Annotated in this window: 26 protein-coding genes; 10 read left to right on the forward strand and 16 right to left on the reverse strand. The window is 64.9% G+C overall.

Annotation, left to right across the window (positions count from 1 at the left end; all coding sequences use genetic code 11):
- Positions 1 to 8 precede the first annotated feature (8 nt).
- The 3 genes from QM712_RS13790 to QM712_RS13800 are packed head-to-tail and all read left to right on the forward strand — an operon-like array spanning position 9 to position 2,120.
- Positions 9 to 488, forward strand: coding sequence for a MaoC family dehydratase (locus tag QM712_RS13790; RefSeq protein ID WP_415023718.1), 480 nt, complete (start codon positions 9 to 11; stop codon positions 486 to 488).
- The gene (locus QM712_RS13795) at positions 488 to 1,339 is read left to right on the forward strand and encodes an HpcH/HpaI aldolase/citrate lyase family protein (RefSeq protein WP_415023652.1); all 852 of its coding nucleotides are present in this window, start codon (positions 488 to 490) and stop codon (positions 1,337 to 1,339) included. Before QM712_RS13790 ends, QM712_RS13795 begins: the two co-directional genes overlap by 1 nt.
- Positions 1,340 to 1,376: 37 nt before the next feature.
- Positions 1,377 to 2,120: an IclR family transcriptional regulator gene (locus QM712_RS13800; protein WP_415023653.1), complete on the forward strand. Its 744-nt coding sequence runs from the start codon at positions 1,377 to 1,379 to the stop codon at positions 2,118 to 2,120.
- Positions 2,121 to 2,132: 12 nt separating this feature from the next.
- Here QM712_RS13800 and QM712_RS13805 read toward each other — a convergent pair whose 3' ends face one another.
- The 3 genes from QM712_RS13805 to QM712_RS13815 form a co-directional block, all read right to left on the reverse strand.
- Positions 2,133 to 2,537 (reverse strand): hypothetical protein, encoded by a 405-nt coding sequence (locus tag QM712_RS13805; protein ID WP_415023654.1) that lies wholly within the window; start codon positions 2,535 to 2,537, stop codon positions 2,133 to 2,135.
- A gap of 342 nt (positions 2,538 to 2,879) precedes the next feature.
- Complete coding sequence (locus QM712_RS13810; protein ID WP_415023655.1) at positions 2,880 to 3,680, reverse strand: fumarylacetoacetate hydrolase family protein; 801 nt, start codon at positions 3,678 to 3,680, stop codon at positions 2,880 to 2,882.
- 178 nt (positions 3,681 to 3,858) lie between these two features.
- Complete coding sequence (locus QM712_RS13815) at positions 3,859 to 5,160, reverse strand: MFS transporter (protein WP_415023656.1); 1,302 nt, start codon at positions 5,158 to 5,160, stop codon at positions 3,859 to 3,861.
- Between the two features lie 381 nt (positions 5,161 to 5,541).
- On the opposite strand from QM712_RS13815, the gene QM712_RS13820 reads away from it, so the two are divergent.
- The 3 genes from QM712_RS13820 to QM712_RS13830 are packed head-to-tail and all read left to right on the forward strand — an operon-like array spanning position 5,542 to position 9,311.
- Positions 5,542 to 6,756, forward strand: coding sequence for an ABC transporter substrate-binding protein (locus tag QM712_RS13820; RefSeq protein WP_415023657.1), 1,215 nt, complete (start codon positions 5,542 to 5,544; stop codon positions 6,754 to 6,756).
- Between the two features lie 7 nt (positions 6,757 to 6,763).
- On the forward strand, positions 6,764 to 8,497 hold the full coding sequence (locus QM712_RS13825; protein WP_415023658.1) for an FAD-dependent oxidoreductase: 1,734 nt from the start codon (positions 6,764 to 6,766) through the stop codon (positions 8,495 to 8,497).
- Between the two features lie 19 nt (positions 8,498 to 8,516).
- A complete protein-coding gene (locus tag QM712_RS13830) occupies positions 8,517 to 9,311 on the forward strand; it encodes an IclR family transcriptional regulator (RefSeq protein ID WP_415023659.1) in 795 nt (264 codons plus the stop codon).
- A 155-nt stretch (positions 9,312 to 9,466) separates the two neighbouring features.
- Here QM712_RS13830 and QM712_RS13835 read toward each other — a convergent pair whose 3' ends face one another.
- The 10 genes from QM712_RS13835 to QM712_RS13880 all read right to left on the reverse strand — a co-directional run bounded on the left by QM712_RS13835 (position 9,467) and on the right by QM712_RS13880 (position 18,754).
- Complete coding sequence (locus tag QM712_RS13835) at positions 9,467 to 10,246, reverse strand: SDR family NAD(P)-dependent oxidoreductase (protein ID WP_415023660.1); 780 nt, start codon at positions 10,244 to 10,246, stop codon at positions 9,467 to 9,469.
- A gap of 53 nt (positions 10,247 to 10,299) precedes the next feature.
- Positions 10,300 to 10,890, reverse strand: a complete 591-nt coding sequence (locus tag QM712_RS13840; protein WP_415023661.1) for a thiamine pyrophosphate-dependent enzyme — start codon at positions 10,888 to 10,890, stop codon at positions 10,300 to 10,302.
- A gap of 5 nt (positions 10,891 to 10,895) precedes the next feature.
- Positions 10,896 to 11,438: a thiamine pyrophosphate-binding protein gene (locus QM712_RS13845; protein WP_415023662.1), complete on the reverse strand. Its 543-nt coding sequence runs from the start codon at positions 11,436 to 11,438 to the stop codon at positions 10,896 to 10,898.
- A gap of 304 nt (positions 11,439 to 11,742) precedes the next feature.
- Entirely contained in the window at positions 11,743 to 12,447 is a 705-nt protein-coding gene (locus QM712_RS13850; protein ID WP_415023663.1) for a GntR family transcriptional regulator, read from the reverse strand.
- Between the two features lie 102 nt (positions 12,448 to 12,549).
- Complete coding sequence (locus QM712_RS13855; protein WP_415023664.1) at positions 12,550 to 13,293, reverse strand: aspartate/glutamate racemase family protein; 744 nt, start codon at positions 13,291 to 13,293, stop codon at positions 12,550 to 12,552.
- A 9-nt stretch (positions 13,294 to 13,302) separates the two neighbouring features.
- The gene (locus tag QM712_RS13860; protein WP_415023665.1) at positions 13,303 to 14,568 is read right to left on the reverse strand and encodes an NAD(P)/FAD-dependent oxidoreductase; all 1,266 of its coding nucleotides are present in this window, start codon (positions 14,566 to 14,568) and stop codon (positions 13,303 to 13,305) included.
- Between the two features lie 3 nt (positions 14,569 to 14,571).
- Complete coding sequence (locus tag QM712_RS13865) at positions 14,572 to 16,233, reverse strand: thiamine pyrophosphate-binding protein (protein WP_415023666.1); 1,662 nt, start codon at positions 16,231 to 16,233, stop codon at positions 14,572 to 14,574.
- On the reverse strand, positions 16,230 to 17,456 hold the full coding sequence (locus tag QM712_RS13870; RefSeq protein ID WP_415023667.1) for a pyridoxal phosphate-dependent aminotransferase: 1,227 nt from the start codon (positions 17,454 to 17,456) through the stop codon (positions 16,230 to 16,232). The genes QM712_RS13865 and QM712_RS13870 overlap by 4 nt, the downstream gene beginning before the upstream one ends.
- Positions 17,457 to 17,466: 10 nt before the next feature.
- Positions 17,467 to 17,820: a RidA family protein gene (locus tag QM712_RS13875; protein ID WP_415023668.1), complete on the reverse strand. Its 354-nt coding sequence runs from the start codon at positions 17,818 to 17,820 to the stop codon at positions 17,467 to 17,469.
- A gap of 16 nt (positions 17,821 to 17,836) precedes the next feature.
- A complete protein-coding gene (locus QM712_RS13880) occupies positions 17,837 to 18,754 on the reverse strand; it encodes a D-2-hydroxyacid dehydrogenase family protein (RefSeq protein WP_415023669.1) in 918 nt (305 codons plus the stop codon).
- A gap of 236 nt (positions 18,755 to 18,990) precedes the next feature.
- Between QM712_RS13880 and QM712_RS13885 the strand changes: the two genes are divergently transcribed.
- The 4 genes from QM712_RS13885 to QM712_RS13900 all read left to right on the forward strand — a co-directional run bounded on the left by QM712_RS13885 (position 18,991) and on the right by QM712_RS13900 (position 22,187).
- The gene (locus QM712_RS13885; RefSeq protein ID WP_415023670.1) at positions 18,991 to 19,827 is read left to right on the forward strand and encodes a transporter substrate-binding domain-containing protein; all 837 of its coding nucleotides are present in this window, start codon (positions 18,991 to 18,993) and stop codon (positions 19,825 to 19,827) included.
- A gap of 10 nt (positions 19,828 to 19,837) precedes the next feature.
- Entirely contained in the window at positions 19,838 to 20,500 is a 663-nt protein-coding gene (locus QM712_RS13890) for an amino acid ABC transporter permease (protein ID WP_415023671.1), read from the forward strand.
- Complete coding sequence (locus QM712_RS13895; RefSeq protein WP_415023672.1) at positions 20,497 to 21,267, forward strand: amino acid ABC transporter ATP-binding protein; 771 nt, start codon at positions 20,497 to 20,499, stop codon at positions 21,265 to 21,267. Before QM712_RS13890 ends, QM712_RS13895 begins: the two co-directional genes overlap by 4 nt.
- Before the next feature lie 467 nt (positions 21,268 to 21,734).
- Positions 21,735 to 22,187: a universal stress protein gene (locus tag QM712_RS13900; RefSeq protein WP_415023719.1), complete on the forward strand. Its 453-nt coding sequence runs from the start codon at positions 21,735 to 21,737 to the stop codon at positions 22,185 to 22,187.
- Between the two features lie 104 nt (positions 22,188 to 22,291).
- Here the strand turns inward: QM712_RS13900 and QM712_RS13905 are convergent, their stop codons facing one another.
- From QM712_RS13905 to QM712_RS13915, 3 genes are all read right to left on the reverse strand, one after another.
- A complete protein-coding gene (locus QM712_RS13905) occupies positions 22,292 to 22,783 on the reverse strand; it encodes an RlpA-like double-psi beta-barrel domain-containing protein (RefSeq protein ID WP_415023673.1) in 492 nt (163 codons plus the stop codon).
- A 295-nt stretch (positions 22,784 to 23,078) separates the two neighbouring features.
- Positions 23,079 to 23,825 carry a metallophosphoesterase family protein gene (locus tag QM712_RS13910; protein ID WP_415023674.1) on the reverse strand — a complete coding sequence of 249 codons (747 nt, stop codon included), beginning with the start codon at positions 23,823 to 23,825 and terminating at the stop codon, positions 23,079 to 23,081.
- Between the two features lie 149 nt (positions 23,826 to 23,974).
- Positions 23,975 to 25,474: a carboxylesterase family protein gene (locus QM712_RS13915; RefSeq protein ID WP_415023675.1), complete on the reverse strand. Its 1,500-nt coding sequence runs from the start codon at positions 25,472 to 25,474 to the stop codon at positions 23,975 to 23,977.
- Between the last annotated feature and the right edge of the window lie 12 nt (positions 25,475 to 25,486).

The raw sequence follows: 25,486 nt of genomic DNA on the forward strand, positions 1-25,486 counted from the left end.
CCAGCCAAATCGCACGACACAGGGAGGAAACCGCGATGGCCGGACTTTATTTCGAGGACTTTTCCGTAGGCCAGGAGTTCAGGCATCCGCTGACCCGGACCGTCACGGAGATGGACAACACCATGTTCAGCCTGCTGACGCTCAACCCGCAGCCGCTGCATATCGACGCGCATTTCTCCGAGAAGACCGAGTTCGGCCAGCGCATTTTCAACAGCCTTTACACCCTCGGCATCATGATCGGCATGACGGTCTATGATACGACCCTGGGCACCACTGTCGCCAATCTCGGCATGACCGACGTGACTTTTCCGAAACCGGTCTTCCATGGCGACACGCTGCGGGCGACGACGAAGGTGCTTTCGTTGAGGGAATCCAAATCGCGCCCCAAAGCGGGCATCGTCGAGTTCGAGCACCACGCCTTGAACCAGAACGACGAAATCGTCGGCAAGTGCCGCCGCATGGCGATGATGCACAAGAGGCCCGTCTGATGCGCTCGATGCTGTTCGTGCCGGGCGATTCCCCGCGCAAATTCGAAAAGGCGAGCGAAGGCAACGCCGACGCGCTGATCATCGACCTCGAGGACTCCGTCGTCACCGAGAAGAAGGACGAAGCACGCAAGCTGACGCTGGCGATGCTGAAGGACCGCCGTGGCCCGCACCAGCTCTACGTCCGTGTCAACGCGCTCGACACCGGCATGACGCTCGCCGACCTCGCCGCAGTGATGCCCGGCAAGCCCGATGGCATCGTGCTGCCGAAATCGCGCGGCGGCGACGACGTGCGGCAGATCGCCGCCTGGCTCGAGGCCTTCGAGGCGGCGGCCGGCTCGGCCATCGGCTCGACCCGCATCGTCTGCGTCGCGACCGAGACAGCCGGGTCGATCTTCGGCCTCGGCACCTACAAGGACTGCTCCCCTCGACTCGCGGGCCTGATGTGGGGCGCGGAGGATCTCTCCGCCTCGCTCGGCGCCACCGAAAAGTCCTCGGGCGGCGTGTTCCACAGCCCCTATCGCCTGGCGCGCGACCTCTGCCTGATGGCTGCGGCTGCGGCCGAGGTCGCACCGATCGACACCGTCTATACCGACATCGACAATCTGGCGGGCCTGGAGCAGGAAACGCGCGCCGCGCGGCGCGACGGCTTTTCAGCGAAGGCGCTGATCCATCCGAAGCACGTCGACGTCGTCAACGCGGCGTTCGATCCGACGGAGGCCGAGCGCACCTGGGCGGAAAAGGTGATCGCCGCATTCGCGAGCAATCCCAATTCCGGCACGCTGCGTCTCGACGGCATGATGATCGACAAGCCTCATCTTCGCGCCGCGAAGAAGATTCTCGGCCAGCCATAGATCAGGGATAGCGCGTCGCGACAGACGGGATCGGATCATGATCGTTCGCCAAGCCGCAAACGTCCTGGAGATCATGGAATTCTTCGCGCAAGTGAGGAAGCCGGCGACGCTTGCCGAGATCGCCGATCATTTCGGCTGGCCGCGTTCGTCGACCTTCAACCTGCTCGCGACGCTGTCGGAGAAGGGCTATCTCTATGAACCGAGGCCGCGCGCCGGGTTCTACCCGACACCGCGCTGGCTGGCGATGGCGCGCATGATCTCCGAGGTCGAGCCGCTGCCGCCGTGGACGCATACGCTGATCGCCGATCTTTCGGCCGAGACCGGCGAGACCGCGTCGATCGTCGCGCCGGCCGGCGTGATGGCGGTGTTCATCGACGTCGTCGAGTCGAAGGCCGCGATCCGCTACTTCGCCACCATCGGCCATCGCGTGCCGATCCACGCCACCGCAAGCGGCCGCGCGCTGTTGCTGCAATATTCGCAGGAGGAACGCGACTCCGTCTATCGGAAGATCGAATTCAAGCAGTACGGCCCGTCGACGCCGATCAGCATCGAGGCGGTCGAGACCGAGCTGCGCAACTCGATCGCGCGCGGCTATTGCCAGAGCTTTGCCGACTACAGCCGCGACCTCGCCGGCGCCGCGATTCCCCTGCCGATCGGCGACCGCCGTCTCTCCGTCGTCGTCGCAGGTCCTGAATTTCGCATTGGCCCGAAAGTGTCGGACGTGGCGGCCCTGATCGCACGGACCGTCGACCGGCTGCGGCCGAAGACGACGGCGGCTTGAAGCCGCAAGGGCTTATTCGAATCCCTGAACGGGTGGTGTTGGCGCCTGCTCCGGCACCGCGGGAGCGGCTTGAACGGGCTGCACCGCAGGCGCGGCCTGCACCGGCGAGTTGCCGGCAGCTCTCATCTGGCCGTTGGCATTCATGGCCTGTCGCGCACGCGGCTGCGCCCGGGCGACGGGGTAGCCTTCGCGACGCTGCTGATGCCGCGCCGAGCGCGAACCGCTGATGCCCCAGGAACGAGCGATTGAAGGCCCTGCGGTGTAGCCGACCACCGCGCCCGCGACCGCGCCGATCGGACCCAGCACGACGGCGCCAGAGACGGCCCCCAATGCCGCAGCACCCGCACGCTCCTGCGCAAATGCGCTCGCAGGCACGCTAGCGAACATGACGATGGCAACCATCAGAGCTTTGTTCATCGAAGTGCCCTCCCTCACGGGAAATCACTCTGACTCAAATATGGCTGCAGGACGTTTGTTCGTGGCCCAATAAGGGGCATCGGCTGGGGAACTCCGGCAATACCGGGGCGGGCGCATGCTCCGCCAATAGAGGCGACGGTGTGCGGCTCGGCCTGCATGGTTCGAGACTCCCGCCCACGGCGGGCTCCTCACCATGAGGATCCGAAATCTCAGTGCGTAACGCGGCCTCATTCTGAGGTGGTGAAGCGAAGCGGAAGCCCCGAAAGATAGCCGCGGGGTGTCCTGCCGCGGCTTGTCTTTAATCCACGCCGTTTCCGGGAAGGGCGAAGCGTACTGCAGCCGCTACACGATCCTGATCGACATGTCCGGCAGTCCCTCGAGCTTGCACAAGAGCACGTCCCCCTTGACCACGGGACCGACATTCTCCGGCGTACCGGAATAGATGATGTCGCCCGCTTTCAGCTCGAAGGCTTCCGACAGCTTCGCGATCTGCTCGGCGACGCTCCAGATCATCTTGCTGAGATCAGAGCTCTGCCGCACGGTCCCGTTCACCGCGAGCGAGATCGCGCCCTTCTCGAAATGGCCCGTCTTGCTCGCCGGATGGATCGGGCCGAGCACCGCGGCATGGTCGAAGCTCTTGCCGATCTCCCAGGGCTTCTTCTCTGCGGCCATGCCGTTCTGGAGATCGCGCCGGGTCATGTCGAGACCGAGCGCGTAGCCATAGACGTGATCGAGCGCCTTCTCGGGCGGGATGTTGATGCCGCCGGATTTGAGCGCGGCGACCAGTTCGACCTCGTGATGGTAGTTCTTCGTCAGCGACGGATAAGGGTGATCGGCGACCTCGCCGACCGCGACGTTCTGGATCGCATCCGTCGGCTTCTGGAAGAAGAACGGCGGCTCGCGGTTCGGATCCGAGCCGCGCTCGATCGCATGCGCGGCATAGTTGCGCCCGATGCAATAAATGCGGCGCACCTGGAATACACTTGTCTCCCCAACGATCGGGATCGTCACCATCGGGACGGGAAAGATCGGCTTCGGTTCGGCCTGCGCGGCGGCCGGTGCGGTCTCGGCGATCGTGGCTGCGGTCACCACGGCGGCACTTGCGAGCAGATCGCGGCGCGTGGGCGAGGAGGTCTTTTTCATGTCTTATGCTCCCGGTGACGATCGTTGACGTCGAACCGACCGATAGTGGATCGGACATCTCCGGGCAACGTCTTTGGCCTCGATATCGCAGCGCATCATGCGGACAACGCGTTGGAATCGGCCGGTCGACAGATCGTGGGCCCTGCTTCCGGCGAGCTGAGCGCGATCGGCACGACACTCAGGACCGCAAGCGGTCCCGTGCCGTTTCCGGCGCCATCAGCGTTGCGACGATCGTGATGATCGACAGTCCGACGATGTAGACCGACACCGGCCAGTACGAACCCGCCCATGCGAGCAGCGCCGTGGCGATCAGCGGGGAAAAGCCGCCGGAGATCGCGGCCGCGACATTGGCCCCGAGCGAGGCGCCGCTATAGCGCACCTGGGTGCGGAACAGTTCGGGCATGAAAGCGGCCTTCGGCCCGAACAGTAGCGCATGCGTCAGCGTCATCGTCACGACGAGCGCGAGCGTGATCAGCAGCGGGTCCCTGGTGTCGAGGAACCAGAACAAGGGAAACGCCAGCGCCACCGAGAACACGCCGCCAGCGAGATACAACGCCTTGCGGCCGAAGATATCGGACAGCCATCCGGCGAGCGGCAGCGTCGCGAACTCCACGAGCGCGGCATAGACCACCGCATCGAGGATCACCTGACGCGGCACGCCGAGCTTCGTCGTGGCATAGACCACCGTGAAGACGGTGAGCAGGTAGGCGAGCCCGACTTCCGAAACCGTGATGCCGATCGACAGCAGAAAGCTGCGCCAGTCGCGGCGCAGGACTTCCCACACCGGCTGCGCCAGAACTTCCTTGCGCTCGACCACCTCCTTGAAGTGAGGTGTCTCGGCGAGCCTCAACCGCACGATGAAGCCGACGCCGACGAGCAGGATGCTGATCAGGAACGGCACGCGCCAGCCCCAGCTCAGGAAGTCAGCTTCGGGCAGCTTCGTCATCAGGCCGAAGATGCCGGTCGAGGCGGCGACGCCGACGGGAAAGCCGATCTGCACCAGGCTGCCGTAGAAGCCGCGGCGGTTGCCGGCGTGCTCGATCACCATCACCACCGCGCCGCTCCATTCGCCGCCGAGTCCGATGCCTTGCACGAAGCGCAGGATGACGAGGAAGATCGGCGCCCAAACGCCGATCTGGCTGTAGGTTGGCAGGCAGCCGATCAGGAACGTGCCGAGCCCCATCGCGATCAGCGTCGCGACCAGCATCTTCTTCCGCCCGAGCCGGTCGCCGTAATGTCCGATGATCGCGCCGCCGATCGGGCGCGCCACGAAACCGACGGCATAGGTCGAGAAGGCGGCAAGCGTTCCGACGAAAGGATCGAAGCTCGGGAAGAACAGCTTGTTGAACACCAGCGCTGCAGCGGTGCCGTAAATCAAGAAATCGTACCACTCGATCGCGGTGCCGAGCGCGCTGGCCCAAACCACATGCGCCGTCGTCGATCGCTCCGTCCCCGCAGAGACCCCGGTTGCTGCCGTCATGCCCAACCCCACGATTTTGCGTGGCGGCATCATGGCCAATCGCCATGACGGTTGCAACCTGCGGAAGTGATGTCTCCGCCTGAGGCGCGGAACGAGAGATTGGCGCACGGCTGGCTCGGTGCTCGTCGTTGCGGAGAGCTTGCGACGAAGCAATGCAGACTGTTTCCGCAGATACATGTCTTGATTGCGCCACTGCACCCGCAATGACGCGCGGCCAGACGGCTGCGCGCGAAATGGAACGCTCCTCGTCACGCAACGATGGTGGCCCGGAACCCCACTTGCCCCATCATTCGTCATTGACAAATTTATTCGTCAATATCTAACTTGCGATCAGAATAACGAGCCGCACCAAGCGGCACCATAAAACGGGAGGGAACGACGATGAGAGGGCTTCTGGCCTGCGCCATGCTCATGGCCATGACTTCAGCAGCGATGACTTCGGCCGCAACAGCGCAGATCTCCGACGACGTGGTGCGGATCGGCGTGCTCACCGACCTGTCGAGCTGGGGACGCGACAACAGCGGTCCCGGTTCGGTCGAAGCGGCCAAGATGGCGGTCGAGGAATTCGGACCGACGGTGCTCGGCAAGCCGATCGAGATCATCAGCGCCGACCATCAGATGAAGACCGATGTCGGCGTGCAGATCGCGCGCGGCTGGTTCGACAACGGCAATGTCGATGCGGTCGTCGACATCCCCAATTCCGGCATCGCGATCGCGATTCACAACATGGTGCGCGAGCGCAACAAGATCGCCCTGCTCTCCGGGCCCGGCGCGAGCTCGCTCACCGACGAGCTTTGCAGCCCGAACACCGCACATTTCACTTACGACACCTACGCGCTGTCGAAGGTGACGGCCTCGGCCGTGATCAAGGAAGGCGGCAAGTCCTGGTACTTCATCACCGCGGACTACGCGTTCGGCCAACAGCTCGAGAAGGACGCCACGCGTTTCATCAACGAGATGGGCGGCAAGGTGCTCGGCGGCGTGAAGCATCCGACCAACACCGCGGACTTCTCCTCCTTCGCGCTTCAGGCCCAGAGTTCGAAGGCCGACGTCGTCGCCTTCGCCAATGCGGGCCAGGACACCGACAACGCCATCAAGCAATCCGGCGAGTTCGGCCTGGTTCAGGGCGGCCAGAAGCTCGTCGGCCTGCTGATGTTCGACACCGACGTGCATGCGATCGGCCTCAAATCCGCGCAAGGCACCTACATGACGACCGCGTCGTACTGGAACATGGATGAGCAGACCCGCGCCTGGTCCAAGAAGTTCTTCGCGCGGACCAACGTGATGCCGACCATGATCCAGACCGGCGTCTACGGCTCGGTGCTGCACTACCTCAAGGCCATCAAGGCCGCCGGCACCGACGATCCGGCCAAGGTGATGGCCAAGATGCGCGAGCTGCCGATCGAGGACACCTTCGTTCACGGCGGCAAGCTTCGCGAGGATGGCCGCGTCATTCGTGACATGTATCTGGCCAAGGTGAAGTCGCCCGAGCAGTCCAAGGAGCCCTGGGATTATCTGGAGATCGTCAAGACCGTGAAGGGCGAGGACGCCTTCCGCCCGATCTCCGAATCCAAGTGTCCCCTCCTGAAGAAGTGAGGCCCGCATGACCGGCAACGAGCGCAACGCAATTGAAACCTACGAGTGCGATGTGCTCGTGGCCGGATCAGGTGCCTCCGGCATGTCGGCGGCCATCACCGCGCGCTATCGCGGGCTCGACGTGCTGATCGTCGAGAAGGAGCCGCGCTTCGGCGGCACCACCGCCCGCTCCGGTGGCTGGCTCTGGATTCCCGGCACGTCGCTGGCACGCGCCTACGGTATCGAAGAGACGCCGGACCAGGCGCGCACCTATCTGCGGCACGAGGCCGGCAACAATTTCGACGCCGCGCGCGTCGACGCCTTTCTCACCGCCGGCCCGGAGGCGGTCGATTTCTTCACGACGAAGACATCGCTGCGCTTCGATATGCCGCTGGTGTTTCCGGACTATCACGCCGAAGCGCCCGGCGGCGCGCAGGGCGGCCGCTCGATGGTGACGCGCCCCTTCGACGGCCGCGAACTCGGCGACCAGATCAAGACGCTCGGCATGCCCCTGCCTGAGCTCACCGTGTTCGGCATGATGCTGGGCTCCGGCAAGGAGATCATCCATTTCATGCGGGTGACGAAGTCGGTGGCGTCGGCGATCTACGTCGCCAAGCGCCTGTCACGCCACATGATGGACGTGCTGCGCTACGGCCGCGGCATGACCCTGACCAATGGCAATGCGCTAGCGGGCCGCCTCGCGAAGTCGGCGCTCGACCTGAAGATTCCGATGTGGCTGTCCTCGCCCGTCCGCGAGCTGACGACTGAGAACGGCGCGGTGACGGGCGCGATCGTCAGCCGCGAGGGACGCGATGTGCGCGTTCGTGCCCGGCAGGGCGTCGTGCTCGCCTGCGGCGGCTTCCCGCACGACGTGGAACGGCGCAAGAGAATGTTTCCGCACGCGCCGACCGGCAATGAGCACTATTCGCCTGGACCGACCGGCAACACCGGCGACGGCCTTCGTCTTGCGGAAAGCGCCGGCGGACATGTCGAGGATCGCCTGCCGAACGCGGCGGCGTGGGTGCCGGTGTCGCTGACCACGCGCAAGGACGGTTCGAAAGGCGTGATGCCGCATTTCATCGACCGCGCCAAACCCGGCGTGATCGCCGTACTGCGCGACGGCAAGCGCTTCGCCAACGAGGGCAATTCATACCACGACTTCGTCCAGGCCATGATCAAGGCGGCGAAGCCCGGCGAAGAGATCGCGGCCTTTCTCGTCTGCGACCACCAGACGCTGCGCAAATACGGACTCGGCTGCGTGCCGCCGTTCCCGATGCCGCTCGGCCATCACCTCAACACCGGCTATCTCATGCGCGGAGATTCGCCGGAGGCGCTCGCGGCAAAGGCCGGCATCGACGCCAAGGCCTTCACCGAGACCGTGAGGCAGTTCAATGCGACGGCACCACAGGGGCACGACGCCGCCTTCGGCAAGGGCTCGAAGGCCTACAACCGCTATCAGGGCGATGCGCTGCACGGCCCGAATCCCTGCGTCGCGCCGATCGAGAACGGTCCGTTCTACGCGATCAAGATGGTGATCGGCGATCTCGGCACCTATGCCGGCATCGTCACCGACGAGAACGCGCGCGCGCTCGACGCCGAGGGACGGGTGATTTCGGGGCTCTATGCCGCCGGCAACGACATGGCGAGCATCATGGGCGGCAATTATCCCGGCGCGGGCATCACGCTTGGGCCGGCCCTGACCTTCGGCTACATTGCCGGCCGTCATCTCGCCGACAGCGCGGCCAAGCGCAACGCGGCCTAACGCACGCGCCAGGACACGCATGAAGAGAGAAAGCCGCGGCATCCAGTCGATCGAGGTCGGTGGAGAATTGCTCCGCGCCCTCGCCAGGAGCGGCGAGCCGATGATGCTGCGCGATCTCGCGCGCGAGGCCGGCATGACCCCGGCCAAGGCGCATCCCTATCTCGCCAGCTTCTCGCGCATCGGGCTGATCGAGCAGGACGAAACCACCGGCCGCTACGAGATCGGCGCGCTGGCGCTCGAACTCGGCTTGATCAGCCTGCGCCGGCTCTCCGGCGTGCGCATCGCACGGCCGAAGATCGCGGGCCTTGCAAGCCAGATCGGGCATGCGGTCTCATTGGCGGTCTGGGGAACCCACGGGCCAACCGTCGTGCAGCTCGAAGAACCCGGTCAGCCCGTGCATATCGTGATGCGGGCGGGATCGGTGATGGCATTGCTGGAGACCGCGACAGGCAGGGCCTTCGCGGCCTTCCTGCCGGAGAAGACGATCAACGCCGCGCTCGAAGGCGCTCTCGACCGTCATGGCGTCGGCTACAATCCGAAGCGGCCGGTGAAAGGGCCGAAGGTCGCCGAGATGCTCGCCGAGGTTCGCAAGCATGGCCTGGCGCGCGCGCTCGGCGATCCCCTGCCCGGCGTCAACGCGTTTTCCGCACCCGTGTTCGATCACGCCGGCCATGTCGCACTGGTGATCACCGCGATGGGACCGGAAGGCACTTTTGATGCCCGCTGGGATAGCCCCATCGCCCACGCCTTGCGCGACTGCGCCGGCGGAATCTCGAAACGGCTGGGTTACGGGATGACGATCGCGGCGGAGTGAGGCGTCGCGGCCGACGCACCAATCGCTATCGTCCTCCGCGAAGGCCGGGCATCCCGTCCGCCGCGACCTTTCGGCTCGACAGCAGGCATCACGGAGGACTGGATCGCCCGGTCAAGCCGGGCGATGTCGCCCTGTCTGGGCGTCAGTCCGTGCCCCTACTTATCCTTCACCGGCACCGTGTAGTTCAGGATCAGCCGGCCGCCGTCGGGATAGATGGTCTGCCCGGTGATGTAGGACGCATCGTCACTCGCCAGGAACGCGACGACCGACGCGACTTCGCTCGGTTCGCCGCCGCGGCCGCTCGGCGTGCGTGACAGCACGGTCTTGCGGGCGTCCTCGGATGTGTAGATGGACGATGCCACCATGTCAGTCAAAATCGTGCCGGGTCCCACCGCGACGACACGGATGTTGTGCGGGGCGAGCGCCACGGCGGCAACCGAAGTGAGCTGCTTCATGCCGCCCTTCGAGATGGCATAGGTCGCGAGCGTCGGGATCGCGAGCAGCGCATTCACCGAGGACATGTTGATGATGACCCCGCCGCCGCCCTGCACGATCATCTGCCTCGCCGCCGCCTGCACGCCGAAGAACGCGCCTTTCAGGTTGATGGCGATGACGTCGTCGAAATCCTGTTCGGAAATGTCCAGGATGCCCTGGTTGCGGGCGACACCGGCATTGTTGACCATGATATCTAGCCGGCCGAACTCCTTCACCGCGGTGGCGACGAGTTGATCCACGTCGGCGCGCTTTGCGACATTGCCGACAACGGTGCGCAGAGCCTCCGGCCGTCCGAGTTCGGCGGCCGTTTGGGCAAGACCGTCGGCATCCACGTCCGCGATGACCACCTTGACGCCGTCATCGAGGAATCGCTTTGCGCAGGCCTTGCCGATGCCGCGCGCTGCACCGGTGATGGCGGCGACCTTGCCGGATAGTTTCATGGGCTCACTCCAGAATGGCTGCTCGGGCAGGCTGTTGCCGGGTGAGACCCGGCTTACGCCGCCGCAAAGCCGAGATGAGCACGGAACCGGTTCTTGATAAAGACGGCATCGCGCGAGGGTAGGGAACGCGGCGGATTCTCGGCGAGGACCTTGATGACGAAGAGCCGCGGACCATCGGCGGGCTCGCCGATCTGCGCCGCGAGGCGCTGCACGTCTTCGATCGTCCGTGCCGTTCCGGTCGCGGCGAAGCCGCAGGCCGCTGCGATCGCGGTGAGATCGACGCCGCGCCCGGTGTGGCTCGTCTGCATTCCCGTCTCGCCGAAATGCTGATTGTCGATCACGACGATGTCGAGATTGCGCGGGCGTGCGACGCCGATGGTGGCGATGCCGCCGAGCCCCATGAGCTGTTCGCCGTCGCCGGTCAGGGCGAGGACGCGCCTGGATGGTTGCGCCTGGGCCAGCCCGAGCGCAATCAGCGCAGCGCCACCCATGGCGCCCCAGAGATAGAAATTGTCGTCGCGGTCGCCGGTCGCGTGCAGATCATAGGTCGGCGAGCCGAGGCCGGACACGACCAGGGCGTCCTTGCGATCGCTGAGGAGTGCCGCGACGGCGGCGCGGCGATCAAGCTGGGAGGGAATGGTCATCGACATCACCACTTTTTCTTGCCGATCAGGCGTTGCCCGATCAGGACCGCGATCTGCTGGTCGGATTCGTAGGCGAGCGCGGCTGCCGATTCCACGGTCTCGACCAGATCGTCCGGCGTTTCCGCGCGCATCACCTTCAGGCCGATCGCCTCCAGCGAGGGCTGCGTCGCCCGGCTCATCGGAACCTGCCAGGGATTGAACTCGGCCCATTCGCCGCGCATCGTCACCAGCATCAGCAGCGGAAAGCGGCCGATCGCCGACAGCGATAGCATGTTGATGCAATTGCCGACGCCGCTCGACTGCATCAGCAGCACGCTACGCTGGCCGCCAAGCCAGGCGCCCGCGGCAATGGCCACGCCCTCTTCTTCGGTGGTCAACACATTGGTCGTGACGTCGCGATCGGCCGAGAACATCCGAATGAGCTGGCTGTGGCCGGCATCGGGCACATACGACATCTGCCGCACGTCGGCGGCTTTCAGCACGCGATAGAGCTCGGATGGCCAGTCGTCGCTGGTACGTGTTTCGAGATTCGGCTGAGGGCTGTGCACCGCGTGTCTCCCTGACATTCGAACGGCACGCTAGCGATGTCCGGGCGCGAAAGCTCTGACCGTCTGGCACGAACAGATATCGAGAGATTGTATAGCTGCAGAGGCGAGCGATGCGCGCAACTATGCCCTCTCCCCTTGCGGGAGAGGGCATCACAGGAGGTCGATACGCACTCACTTGGGTGAGGGGTCTGTCTCCGCGCACTCATAGGCATCCGTATGCGCCGCCAGATACCCCTCATCCGGCGCTTCGCGCCACCTTCTCCCACAAGGGGAGAAGGGAAGTGGTACCGTCGTTCGGTCTGGCCTAGTTCGCCACAGACCTTGCCGCCGCGGGCATGTAGATCTGCGCGTAGCCTTCCTTGATCGCGGAGGTGATGCGATCCAGGCGGCGGTCGATGTGCTTCTCCAGGACCGAGACGCAAGCGTCCTCGTCGCGCGCCTTGAGGCCTTCGACCACGGCGCGGTGCTCGGCCTGGGTGTTGGAGCGGTTGATGCGATCCATGTCGATCCAGCGCACGAAGCGGATGCGGGCGTTGACGTTGCGCAGCACACGCAGCATCTCGGCATTGTTCGACATCGCCATCAGCCGTTCGTGGAACGTTTCGTCGAGCTCTACCAGTTCGACGGAGGACCGCTCGCCGGGATCCGGACCGGTGGCTTCGAGGAACTTCAGCAGCGCGTCGACGTCCTCGTCCCTGGCCCGCTTGATGGCGAGGCGGATCGAGGCGACCTCGATCGATTTGCGCAGCTCGTAGAGATCGAAGATCTCGTGAGCGTCGAGCTCGCGGCAGAAGAAGCCCTTGCCCGGCGTGAAGCGCAGAAACCCTTCGGTGTTGAGACGGTTGAGCGCTTCGCGCAGCGGCGTACGACTGACGCCAAGGCGCTTTGCCAGCTCGCCTTCGTTGAGCCGTTCGCCCGGCTTGAACTCGTAGCTCACGGCCATCGCCTTGAGCTGTTCATAGACGCGATCGACGATACTATCGGAGGCGAGTTCCACGTTGCTCTTCATCAGCTGCATTCATGCCCGAACACAGCCCAATATACCGGGCCTGCGGGAGCGATTGCAATGCAAACAACGGCGGAGCTTGTGAAGAGCTTGCGACAGCCGGAATCAGGCGAACGCGCGCGGGCGCAGTCCAGCATGAAACCAGGTGATCATGGAATAGATGTCGTAAACCGGCAACCCGACCTCGGCCTGCAGGGCTGCCGCATAAGGCGGCATGTTGGTGCATTCGAGCACGATGGCGCCGACGTCGGGGTTCTTGGCCACGAGTTGCTTGCCCGCCTCGACCACGTCGCGCTCGGCCTGCGCCACATCCATATCGTCCTTCTCGGCCTTGATCAGGACACGGAAGAATTCCTTGCCGTGCTCGGTGCCGACCAGCGGCGTATCGAGCGGCACGCCGGCACCTTCGAGGTGGGCCGGCGTCAGGGTCGAGCCCGACACCGTGACGAGGCCGACGCGCTTGCCCGGCGGCAAGGTCGCCTGCACCCACGGCACCTGCATCAGCGACGAGGTCGCAACCGGCACGCCGACGGCTGCCGCGATCTCCTTCTGGAACAGCGAGAGGAAGCCGCAATTGGTGGTGATGGCTTCGGCCCCGAGCCGCACCAGATCCTTGGCCGCATCGATGAAGTCGGGCAGCAGGCCGGCTGCGCCCTTCAGCACCACCTTCTCCGGCGAGGCGCCGGTCACGACGCGATAGAGCACCGGGAATGGCCAGGTCGTGCCGTTGCCCATGTCGCCAGGAATACGCGGAAAGCGCGCCTCCAGCATCAGGATGCCGAGCGGCGCACCGTAGATGGCCTTGCCGCCACGAGCGATGCGGGAGGACGAATTGGCTGGATGGGTCATGGTGCGATCTCAGAGGAAGCGGGTGGGCGCGAACGGCGCGAGCGGAATTTCCGGCTGCTTGCCGCTCAGGAGCTGGGCGACGAGACGGCCGGTACGGGCCGAGCCGACCAGGCCGACATGGCCGTGGCCGAAGGCGTAGACGATGTCACGCGAGGCGCGCGCGTGGCCGATACAGGGAAGACCGTCCGGCATGCTCGGGCGGTGACCGAACCAGGTCTTGATGCGCGAGGCCGGGATGTCCTTCGGCAGTTTCGGGAACATGCTGAGGAGATTGTTGCGCAGGATCTCGGCGCGCTTCCAGTTCGGCGCGGCTTCGAGGCCCGCGATCTCGACGGTGCCGGCCGCGCGCAGGCCCTTGTCGGTCCAGTTCACGACCATCTTGACGTCCGAGCCCATCATCGAGCTGCGCGGACCGGATTCCGGATTCTCGATCATGACGTGATAGCCGCGCTCGGTCTCGAGCGGGAGCGGATCGCCGACGGACGCCGTGAGCCGCTTCGAATGCGCGCCGGCAGCGACCACCGCGGCATCGCAGGCGATCTCACCGGTTTCGGTGACGACCGCGACGACCTTGTTGCCGCTAAGCTTGAGTCCGGTCGCCTTGGCATGGACCAGCTTCGCGCCGCTGGCGATCGCGTGATTGGCGAGAGCCGCGACATAGGCGCCGGGATCGCGGCACCGCCCCGCCTCTTCCACCACCACGCCGAAGGTGTAGCGCGGATGCAGATCCGGCTCGCGCTGACGCATCTCGTCGGCGTTGAGCTCCAGCCACTCGACGCCGACCTTCTTGCGCAGCCGCCAGCCGAGATCGTTGTCGAAATTGCCGCGCGACGGGAACACGTGCATCACGCCGTTGCGCTCGACCAGCTCAGGCACGCCCGCCTCTTCCGCAAGCTTCCGGTGCAGCAGCGGCGCATCCTTCAGGAGATCACGCAGCGCGAAGGCGGTCTTCTCGACGCGTGCCTCGGTCCAGCCCGAGAGCAGGTACTTGATCAGCCAGGGCAGCGCCTTCGGCAGATAGGACCAGCGGATCGCGAGCGGGCCCAGCGGGTCCATCAGATAGCCCGGCACCTTCTTCCAGATGCCCGGCTCGGCCGGCGGGATCACCGAATGCGACGACAGCCAGCCGGCATTGCCATAGCTCGCCGCCTGTTCGCCGCCGGGCTCGCCGGCGTCGATCAAGGTGACGCGATGGCCCTCGCGCAGCGCCTCGATGGCGCTGACCACGCCGACCGCGCCGGCTCCGATGATGGCAACGTGGCGGCCCTGAGACATCGCTTAAGCCTTCACCGCGGGCACAAAATCCTTGCCGACCGAAAGCGCGCGCGGATCGATGATGCAATGGAGGATCGACGGCTTGCCCGAAGCGAGCGCGCGCTCGAAAGCCGGCGCGAATTCCTCGGTGCGCTCGACCCGCTCGCCATGGCCGCCGAACGCCTTCGCATACATCGCGAAATCGGGGTTCTTGAGCTGGGTGCCGACGACGCGACCGGGATAGTCGCGCTCCTGGTGCATGCGGATGGTGCCGTATTGCGAATTGTCGACGACGATCACGATCAGCGGTGCGTCGTACTGAACGGCGGTCGCGAATTCCTGGCCGTTCATCAGGAAGCAACCGTCGCCGGCGAAGGCGACGACGACGCAATCCGGATATTGCCGCTTGGCCAGCACGCCTGCCGGCACGCCGTAGCCCATCGAGCCCGAGGTCGGCGCGAGCTGCGCTGCGAAGCTGTGGAAGCGATGGTGACGATGGATCCAGCCGGCATAATTGCCGGCGCCGTTGCACACGATCGCGTCCTTCGGCAGGCGGTCGCGCAGCCACGTCATGACCTGCCCGTACTGGAACGTGCCCGGCAGCTCGCGCGCCTTGTCGGTCCAGGCGAGATAGTCGGCATGGGCCTTGGCGGCTTCGCCCTTCCAGGCAACCGCGCCGGCCGGTTTCAGCGTCTCGACGGCGGCGGCGAACGCGGCAGGCGTCGCCTGGATCGCCAGCGCCGGCTGATAGACGCGGCCGAGTTCATCCGAACCCGGATGCACGTGGATCAGCTTCTGCTTCGGAGTCGGAATGTCGAGCAGCGTGTAGGACGAGGACGGCATTTCCGACATGCGGCCGCCGATCAACAGGATGACGTCGGCGCCTTCGATGCGAGCCTTCAGGCCGGGGCTCGGCCCGATTCCGAGATCACCGGCATAGTGCGAATGATCGGCGTCGATCAGCGAGGCGCGGCGGAACGAGGTCGCGACCGGCAGGTCGAAACGCTCGGCGAAGCGCGCGATGCCCTTGGTGGCCTCATCCGTCCAGCGCGAGCCTCCGAGAACGACCAGGGGCGCCTTGGCGCTCGCGAGCATCGCAGCGACGCGATCGATGTCGGCGGGAGCGGGCCAGCTTACCGCCGGTTCGACGCGCATGGCGTCGGCGACGGCGGCGGTTTCGGTCAGCATGTTCTCCGGCAGTGCGATCACCACGGGACCGGGACGCCCCTGCATCGCGACGCGGAAGGCGCGCGCGACCAGCTCCGGAATGCGATCGGGGCGATCGATCTCGACCGCCCATTTCGCCATGGTGCCGAACACGGCCTTGTAGTCGAGTTCCTGGAACGCCTCGCGCTCGCGCATGCCGGTATCGACCTGGCCGACGAACAGGATCATCGGCGTCGAATCCTGCATCGCGATGTGCACGCCGTGGCTGGCATTGGTCGCGCCCGGCCCGCGGGTGACGAAGCAGACGCCCGGGCGCCCCGTGAGCTTGCCGTAGGCCTCCGCCATCATCGCGGCGCCGCCTTCGGCGCGGCAGATCACGACGTCGATCGGGCTGTCATGAAGCGCATCGAGGGCCGCCAGGTAGCTCTCGCCCGGAACGCAGGTGACGCGCTCGACGCCTTGGGCGACGAGCTGGTCGATCAGGATCTGGCCCCCGGTGCGGGTGTTGCGAATGGTCATGACAGCTCCCTACAGGCTCCGGCGATGCGTTTGACCGCTTCGCGCAAGTTTTGTTCCGAGGTGGCGTAGGACAGGCGGAAATAAGGTGCAAGGCCGAAACAGCTACCGGGCACCACGGCCACGTCATGCCGCTCCAGCAGGTAGCGGCAGAACGCGGCATCGCTATCGATGACGGTGCCGTCGGGCGCGCGGCGGCCGATCAGGCCGGCACAGCTCGCATAGGTGTAGAACGCGCCTTCGGGCCGGCGGCAGGTAACGCCATCGATGGCATTCAACGCATCGACCACGATATCCCGTCGGCGCTGGAACGCGGCGCGACGTTCGACCAGGACGTCCTGCGGTCCCGTCAGCGCGGCGATCGCCGCGGCCTGACTCACCGAAGACGGATTGGTGGTGCTTTGGCTCTGCACCACGGCCATCGCCGCGATCAATTCGCGCGGACCACCGCCATAGCCGACGCGCCAGCCCGTCATGGCGTAGGCCTTTGAGACGCCGTTGACGGTCAGCGTACGCGATTTCAGGCTCGGCTCCAGCGCCGCCGCCGTGACGAACGGCATGCCGTCATAGATCAGGTGCTCGTAGATGTCGTCGGCCATCAGCCAGACGTGCGGGTGGCGCTTCAGCACGTCGAGGATCGGACGAAGCTGCGCCGCCGAATAGGCGGCACCGGTCGGGTTCGACGGCGAGTTCAGCAGCAGCCAGCGCGTCTTCGGCGTGATCGCGCGTTCGAGATCGGCCGCATCGAGGCGAAATCCGTTCTCCTCGCGGCAGAGCACGTCGACCGGCGTGCCGTCGGCGATGCGCACCATGTCGGCATAGCTCGTCCAGTACGGCACGGCGAGGATCACCTCGTCGCCGGGGCTGAGCGTCGCCATGAAGGCGTTGTGGATCACCTGCTTGGCGCCCGCTCCGGCGGTGATCTCGTCCGCGGCGTAGACGAGATCGTTCTCGCGGCGGAATTTCTCGGCGATGGCCGCCTTCAATTCCGGCGTGCCGTCGAGGATCGTGTATTTGGTCTGCCCGGCGCGGATGGCCCGCTCGGCCGCCTCCTTCGCATGATCCGGCGTGTCGAAATCCGGCTCGCCGGCGCCCAGCACGATGACCGGCCGCCCCTCGCGCTTCAACCGCTGCGCGACCGCGCCGATCTTGAGGATCTCGGAAACGCCGATCGCGCTGATGCGCTGGGCGGGGCGGAAGTTCGATGCGGGAGCCTGGACAGTCATGGGCCAGCCTCTAGCTACGCGCGGCGATCGCGATCACTTCGATACGGTAGGCGGGATCGGCGAGTTCGACCTTGCCGCAGGCGCGCGTCGGCGTGTTGCCCGGCACGACCCAGGCGTCATAGACCGCATTCATCGCGTCGAAATCGTCCATGGTCTTCAGCCAGACCTGCACGCTGAGAAGGCGCGACTTGTCTGTGCCGGCGCGGGCCAGCATGTCGTCGACCTTGGCCAGGGCCTCACGGGTCTGCTGGGTGATGTCAGCGGTCTTGGTGTCCGCGACCTGGCCTGCGAGGAAGACGAGATCGCCGAACACGGAAGCGCGGCTGCGGCGGGCGTTCTGGTCGAGGCGGGTGATGTCAGACATGGGACGTCCTTGGTCTTTACTTGCCGGTGGCGATGATGCGGCGGCAGTGATCGAGCGCCGCGCCGATAAGGTTGTCGCTCGCTTCCGGCGTGCGGAACGCCGAGTGCGCCGAGAGCGTCACGTTCGGCAGCTTCGTGAGCGGATGGCCGGCGGGAAGCGGTTCGACGGTGAAGACGTCGAGGCCGGCATGGGCGATGTGGCCCGAGCGCAGAGCATCGAGCATCGCATCCTCGTCGACGATCGCGCCGCGCGCGGTGTTGATCAGGATGCTGCCGGGACGCATCTGGGCAATGCGCTCGCGCGACAGCAGGCCCTTGGTCTCGTCGTTGAGAAGAAGATGCAGCGAGACGACATGGCTCTCGGCGAGCAGCTTTTCCAGCGAAACGAACTCGACGCCGGGATGCGACTTCGGCGACCTGTTCCAGGCGATCACCTTCATGCCGCAGCCGATCGCCATGCGCGCGGCTTCCGCGGCGATGCCACCGAAACCGACCAGGCCGAGCGTCTTGCCGGTGAGCTGCACCGCGTCGCGTCGCAGCCAGTTGCCCTCGCGCATGCCGCGGTCCATCTCGCCAAAGCTCTTGGCCGAAGCCCACATCAGGGCAATCGCGCATTCGGCGACCGCGGTGTCGCCGTAACCCTTGATCGTGTGCACGGAGATGCCGCGCTCGGCGAGCTCTTCCGGATTCATGTAGCTGCGCGCACCGGTGCCGAGGAAGACGACATGCTTCAGCTTCGGGCACTTGGCGGCGATCGGGGTCGGCACCGCCGTGTGGTCGACGATCATGATCTCGGCGTCGTCGAGCAGGCCGGGGAGATCATCGGGCTTGATCGAGGGATTGCGGTTGATGCCGACCGGCAGATGATCCGCGCGCAGCAGCTTGTCGGTCACTGCCGCCAGGGTGTCGTTTGCATCGACGAATAGGGCGCGCACAGGCCTCTCCTTTAGATCTCGATCATATTGCGTTCAGTCTTGTATTCAGACTTGAATGCGATTTGCAAGCCCTGCCTTTCGGGATTTTTGCGCAATCCTGCCAAGATATTGGGCTCTTCTCTGCCTTGCCGCACAAATGGTCAGCAATTTGAAATACCGTATTGCATTTTATCCTGAATACAGAAATAGTCCAGTCGCCGGGCTCGACCCGACCAAAATTCAAGGAGGCAAAGACCATGAATCGCAGGGACGCACTCACCACCGTCGCGCTGGCAGGCGCCGCGATTGCCGCGAGCAGCTCGGCCAAAGCCGACACCGCGCCAACCTCCACGCTCGATCGCATCAAGAAGAACGGCGTGTTGCGGGTCGCCGTCATCGTGGGCCAGGAGCCCTACTTCCATAAGGACCTCGCCACCGGTCAGTGGTCGGGTGCCTGCATCGAGATGGCCAAGGACATCGCCGGCAAGCTCGGCGCCAAGCTCGAGACGCTGGAATCGACCTGGGGCAACCAGATCCTCGACCTCCAGGCCGACAAGGTCGATCTCGCCTTCGCCGTGAACCCGACCCCGGAACGCGCGCTGGTCATCGACTTCTCGACGCCGATCCTGGTGCACTCCTTCACCGTCATCGCCAGGAAGGGCTTCGCCAAGCCGCAGACCTGGGCCGAGATCAACAAGCCCGAGGTCAAGATCGCCGTCGACATCGGCTCGACGCACGAGACGATCGCGCGCCGCTACTGCCCGAAGGCAACCATCCTCGGCTTCAAGAACCGCGACGAGGCGATCCTTGCGGTCGCGACCGGCCGCGCCGACTGCAACGTCTCGCTGGCGGTGCTCTCGGTTTCGACCCTGAAGAAGAATCCGAACCTCGGCGAACTCGCGATCCCCCGGCCGCTGCTGACGCTGCCGACCAACATGGGCATCCGCGCCGAGAGCGACCGCCGCTACAAGGACTTCCTCAGCGCCTGGGCCGACTACAACCGCGCGATGGGCCAGACGCGCGAATGGATGCTCAAGGGCTTCGAAGCCGTCGGACTCACCGCCGACGATCTCCCGACCGAAGTGCAGTTCTGACGGCAGCCCCATGTATGTCTGGGAGTTCGCGGCGCTCAAGCCGTATTGGGGCCTGATCTGGCAGGGGCTCCTGGTCACCGTGTTCTACACGGTGATCACGGTGGCCGCGGGCCTCGTCATCGGCCTGATCGTCGGCGTGCTGCGAACGACGGCACCGCGTTGGGTCTCGGTGCCGCTGCGGCTCTACATCGAGATCTTCCGCTGCACCCCGCTCCTGGTGCAGCTGGTCTGGATGTACTACGCCCTGCCCGTCCTGATCGGCGTCGACATGTCCCCGGCGATGGCCTGCTTCATCGCGCTGTCGCTCTATGCCGGCTCGTTCTACGCCGAGATCTTCCGCGGCGGCATCGAGGCCGTCGACGTCGGCCAGTGGGAAGCCGGGCGCGCCATCGGCATGCGGCGCGGAAAGATCTTCCGGCGCATCGTGCTGCCGCAGGCAACGCAGGTGATGATCCCCTCCTTCATCAACCAGACCATCATGCAACTCAAGAACACCTCACTGGTGTCCGTGGTCGCGGTCGGCGACCTCCTCTACCAGGGCTCGGTCATCACGGCATCGAGCTACAAGCCGCTCGAAGTCTACACCACGATCGCCGTGCTCTATTTCGTCGTGCTGTTCCCGCTGACGCTGATTGCCGACCGGGTCGAGTCGCGGATGGGAGCGCATCGATGAATGCCAACGGCGCGACGCTGGTCGCAAGCAACATCCACAAGGCGTTCGGCGAACACGAGGTGCTCAAGGGCGTCTCGCTCTCTGTCGCGCGCGGTGAGGTCGTCACCCTGATCGGGGCATCTGGCTCGGGCAAGTCCACCTTCCTGCGTTGCCTGAACCTGCTCGAAATGCCGCAGCAGGGCGAGCTCGAAATCGGCACGCACAAATTCACCTTCGGCAAGGGCATGCGCGCCGCCGGCGATGGCCAGCTCGCGATGCTCCGCCGCAGCGTCGGCATGGTGTTCCAGCATTTCAACCTGTTCCCGCACATGTCGGTGCTCCGCAACGTCATCGAGGGCCCGGTGCAAGTGAAAGGCATGGCGCAAGCCGAAGCCGAAGCGCTTGGGCGTGACCTGCTCGCCAAGGTCGGCCTCGCCGACAAGGCCGATGCCTTTCCGAGCCGCCTCTCGGGCGGCCAGAAGCAGCGCGTCGCTATCGCACGCGCATTGGCAATGAAGCCCGACGTGATGCTGTTCGACGAGCCGACCTCGGCGCTCGATCCCGAACTGGTCGGGGAAGTGCTTTCCGTCATCCGCGGGCTTGCGGCCGAAGGCATGACCATGGTGCTGGTGACGCACGAGATGGCGTTCGCCGCCGACGTCTCCACCCGCGTCGGGTTCATGAACGACGGTGTCATGGCGGAGATCGGCACGCCGGAAGAAACCATCCGGCAGCCGCGCAGCGAGCGGCTGAAGGCATTCTTGAGCCGGTTTCACGAAACGCATTGAGGCGCTTGAGCCGCGCGGCACGCCGGCGTATGATTTTCGCGCATGCGGCCACGCTCGGCTGTCCCAATTGCGGACGACTGGATCGCGGCGCGATTGTCGGATAGATTGATTTATCTCAAGGCTGCATCCGAAGCGCGAGCCCGGCTTGCGATCGCAAGCTGGCGACACCTTCGGACGATCGGGGGTAAATCATGTCCCGGCGTATTTTCCAGACAGATGGGTCTGAGCCGGCCGAGAGCGGGCCACCTCGTCAGGCCATCATCGCACCCAAAGGCTGCAACCTCATCCTCATGTCGTCGCACGGGGACAGCGGGCGTTCCGCGCTTCTCATTGGGGGGCGAGGCAAACCAGATGCCGGCGCAATCGAAGATTCCCATACTGGTCTGTCCATGAATGCACACCCGCGTGGGTGTCGAACCAGCGCGCCGGGAAATAAAAACAATGTCGTCGAGACAGGGAGCCTGAAAATGTACGCCCACATTCTCTTGAGCACGGATGGATCGGATGTCGCGAGAAACGGCCTCAAGCATGGAATTGCCCTGGCAAAGGCGTTGAAGGCCAAGGTGACGGTGATCGCCGTGACCGAACCGCTGCCGATCGACTACGGGAGCGGACATGCTTCGGGATGGATACCGTCGGAGCAGGAAATCGATGCCTTTGAGGCGGCCAGCAAGCAGCGTGCGCAGAAGATCCTCGATGAAGCGCGTGCCATGACGGAACAAGCCGGGGTATCCGCGGAGCTCGTGCATGTTCCGAATTCGCATCCGGCCACCGAGATCATCAAGACAGCGAAGTCGGGCGGCTGCGACTTGATCGTCATGGGCTCTCACGGGCGCCGCGGTCTCAAGAAACTGTTCCTGGGCAGCCAAACATCGGAAGTGCTGGCGGACGGCAGCGTGCCGGTGCTGGTCGTGCACTAGCCGGCGACCGGGAGCGGCAGGGCAACCCGGAAAAGCAGCCCTGCCTCGCGGCGTCGGCAGCGCCCACGCCTTGCCGGACGCGCACCACTTCTTGCGCCGGATGTTCAGCCGACCGGTCCCGTGGTCCAGTTGTCCCCCGAGAGCGGGATGACTCGCACGTCATCGATGACTCCGATATCCAGGCTTGGATCGAAGTGGCGCATCGTCCTCTCGTTCAGATCGATGATGCGACCGGGCCGGAGCGGTCCCACGTCATTTATCTTGACGATGACCTTCTTGCCCACGGCCTCGACGAGCGCATATTTCGGCCTCGCGCCGAACTGAACCCCACCAAATTTCCCGCGCAGGCTCGTCTTGATCGCAGCCGCCCAGACAGAGGGATCATACCGCTCTCCGGACGCTGTGTTCGGACCGCCCTCCTCCTTGCCGGGCTTGAACGGATTGTACATGGACGCCGCACCAACGATCGCCTTTCCCGAGGCGGCATCGACGGCGGCGCTTGACGGACTCTTCAGGGTCTCACTTCGAGCAGCAGCAACGGAAACGACAAGCGCAACCGCGGCGCCGCAAATCGCGGCGCGCGAGTGGATCAGCATCTCAACTCCTGTGATTTTTTAGATCATCCGGTTCCCGAAGCCGCAAACATGGTCAAGCGAACGCGTCAGCGTTCGTGAACTTGCGCCGATCGTTTGCGGATTCGAGCCACCCCTGGCTACGGAACCGTCGTGCGAACCAGAGCGGTCCTACACAGTGCTTACGTTCTCACTGACTAAGACAGAGAATGCGTCAGCAGCATGACTTGATGGAACCACCGTGAGTGCGAGTCCAAGAGTTCGATCAAGCTGATTGAAGCGAAAAGTATTCTCAGTCAGCGATGGACACCACGCCTACTCACATGCCGTCGCGTTGAATCCAACCCGTTGCGATCGCGCTCGCCCAGATGAGCATTCCCTTGCTGCGCGCCAGTGTGGCCATGGACGTGTTGTCGTATGGCACATAGCGAAACGTCGCGACCCAACCCAATCTGGTTTGCTCCAGAATCGCGTAGCACGCATGAGGCGTGCCGACCTCGACAACGTAAGGGACGGGTGTCTTCCCGTCGTAGCCGGGCAGGCCGACGCTGCCGGGATTGACGATCATTCGCCCGTCCCTGAGGTGAACGGCTCTCGGAATGTGCGTGTGCGCGCACAAGATGAGACCGGCGTCGATCCCTTCAGCCCCGGCTTCGATGGTCTCGATTCCGCTCGGGCGCACACTGCCGTCGGCGGCGACGTGATCGAGCCAGAATGCAGCGTCGTCTCTCGGCGATCCATGACACAGGAACACCTGCTCCCTGTATGTCAGCGTGGATGGCATGCTTGCCATCCAATCGAAATGCTTGGGCTCGAGTTGTTGAAAATCGCTGCGCGTCGAGATACCGGCACGCCGGAGCTCGACGAGAATTCGATCCTGGTCGCCCCGCACCGATGGAAACCCTCGCTCGATCAGCAGGTCCGCGGTTCGCGCGGCTTCGAGCGGACCACTGACGTGATCGCCGAGATTTACGACGTCGTCGATGCCGAGCTTTGCGATGTCGGCAAGTACGGCTTCAAGCGCGGGACAATTCCCGTGTACATCCGCGATGGCAGCAAATTGCATCGAGCCCTCCTGTTCGAGACGGCCGACGATTCACGGAATGCGGGACGATGCAGGGTCAGCGGTTCTCTTTAGCTGCATTTTTAAAAGCGCCCGCAAGCTGAGTATCAAATCGGCGCTGACAGGAGAACTACACGATCAGTGCGATCGGTTCAAGCTGTGGCCCCGCTCACTGCTTCCGCCGCGGATTGCGCCTGAAGTTCAGCCCACACCCGGCAACGCGCACCATCGTTGAGCGGCACGCTGTGGAACGGCTGGACGAAGATCGCGAGAGCCTCATTGCCGGGTTCGAACAGCGGCCACGCTTCGGCGGCATCGGGTCTGCCTGTCGTGACGAAACGCAGCACGCCTGCTTGCAGCCGCGACGCCACCTCGATGTCGGCGGGCGTCATCGGTCCGCCCTTGCGCTTCAGGATCGGACGATCGATGAAATGGGGAAGATGCGCCCACAGGCAGGCGTTGTCGACGCCATGGGTCGGTCCTTGCGACAGGAACGGCTCCAGCGCCGGGCGATGGTCGAACCGGCTCAGCCACACCGCGCCGCCTGCCTCCGCATGAAGCCGCGCGAGATCGGCCATGGGGCGATGCCAAAACGCGTCCGACAGCAACGCTTCATACGGATCCTCGTCGAGCCGCGCCGTGGCGCGATAATAGGAGAGCAGCCGACACCAGCCGGCATCGCCATACGCGGCGCGCACCTGCCGCTCGGTGGTACGGATCATCGACGCCGGTGGCGTGCTCTTCAGGAACATCGCCATCTCATCGCGACAGGAGCCAAGCCAGAGCGGAATGTCGCGCAGGCTTCCGTCGGCGAAAGCATCGCGTGGCTCGCGCGGGATCACGGAGCCGTCGAGCACCGGGCCGAACACGGTACCGGACTCCGTCTCGTCCGCGAGCCTGCGGCCGACGCGCTCCACCGCTGCGAAGAGCTTCGGCAGCGACATGGAGACAATAGTGGCGGGGTCGCGGGCAAGCTCGAGTTCGTCGAGCACCCGGCGCGCGACGTCGTCGGCTCGATCGGCGCTCATGATGGCGCGGCCTGGCGCGCTCAGCGCGAGCGCCCGGGTGAATTTGCCCTTGGCTTGCGGCAACGTCGCCAGCGCGATCACCATGGAGGCGCCGGCCGACTGCCCCGAGAGCGTGATCGCTTCGGGATCACCCCCGAAATTCCTGATGTTGGTCCGCACCCAATCGAGCGCGGCGAGCGCATCCGACACCGCGAGATTGTTGGCCTGATCCAGCCCGTGACGATGCAGTTGCAGGAAGCCGAGCGGACCTAGTCGGTAGTTGATGGTGACGATCACGGCAGGGCCGTGTGCCGCAAGGAACGACCCGTCATAATCGGCACCGCCGCCGGTAACGAAGGCGCCGCCGTGGATGAAGAACAGCACCGGCAGCGGACGATCGGCTTCCGACGGTACCCAGATGTTCAGGCTCAAGCAGGATTCCTCGATCGCCTGATCGAGATGACCGGGTTGCGGCGCGTAAGCACCGTAGTCCGTACAGCGGCGCAGCTCCGACCACGCGGGCGGCGTCGTCGCCCTGGCGAAACGTCGCGCGATCGCGAACGGCACGCCCTTGAAGGCGCGCACATGCCCTTGCTCGACGCCGACAATGGGACCGCTGGTGGTGGGAACCGCTTTGGTCAGCATGCGATCGCCATC

It is taken from the genome of Bradyrhizobium sp. (genome assembly GCF_047605465.1).
In the GTDB taxonomy this organism is placed as follows: Bacteria; Pseudomonadota; Alphaproteobacteria; order Rhizobiales; family Xanthobacteraceae; genus Bradyrhizobium.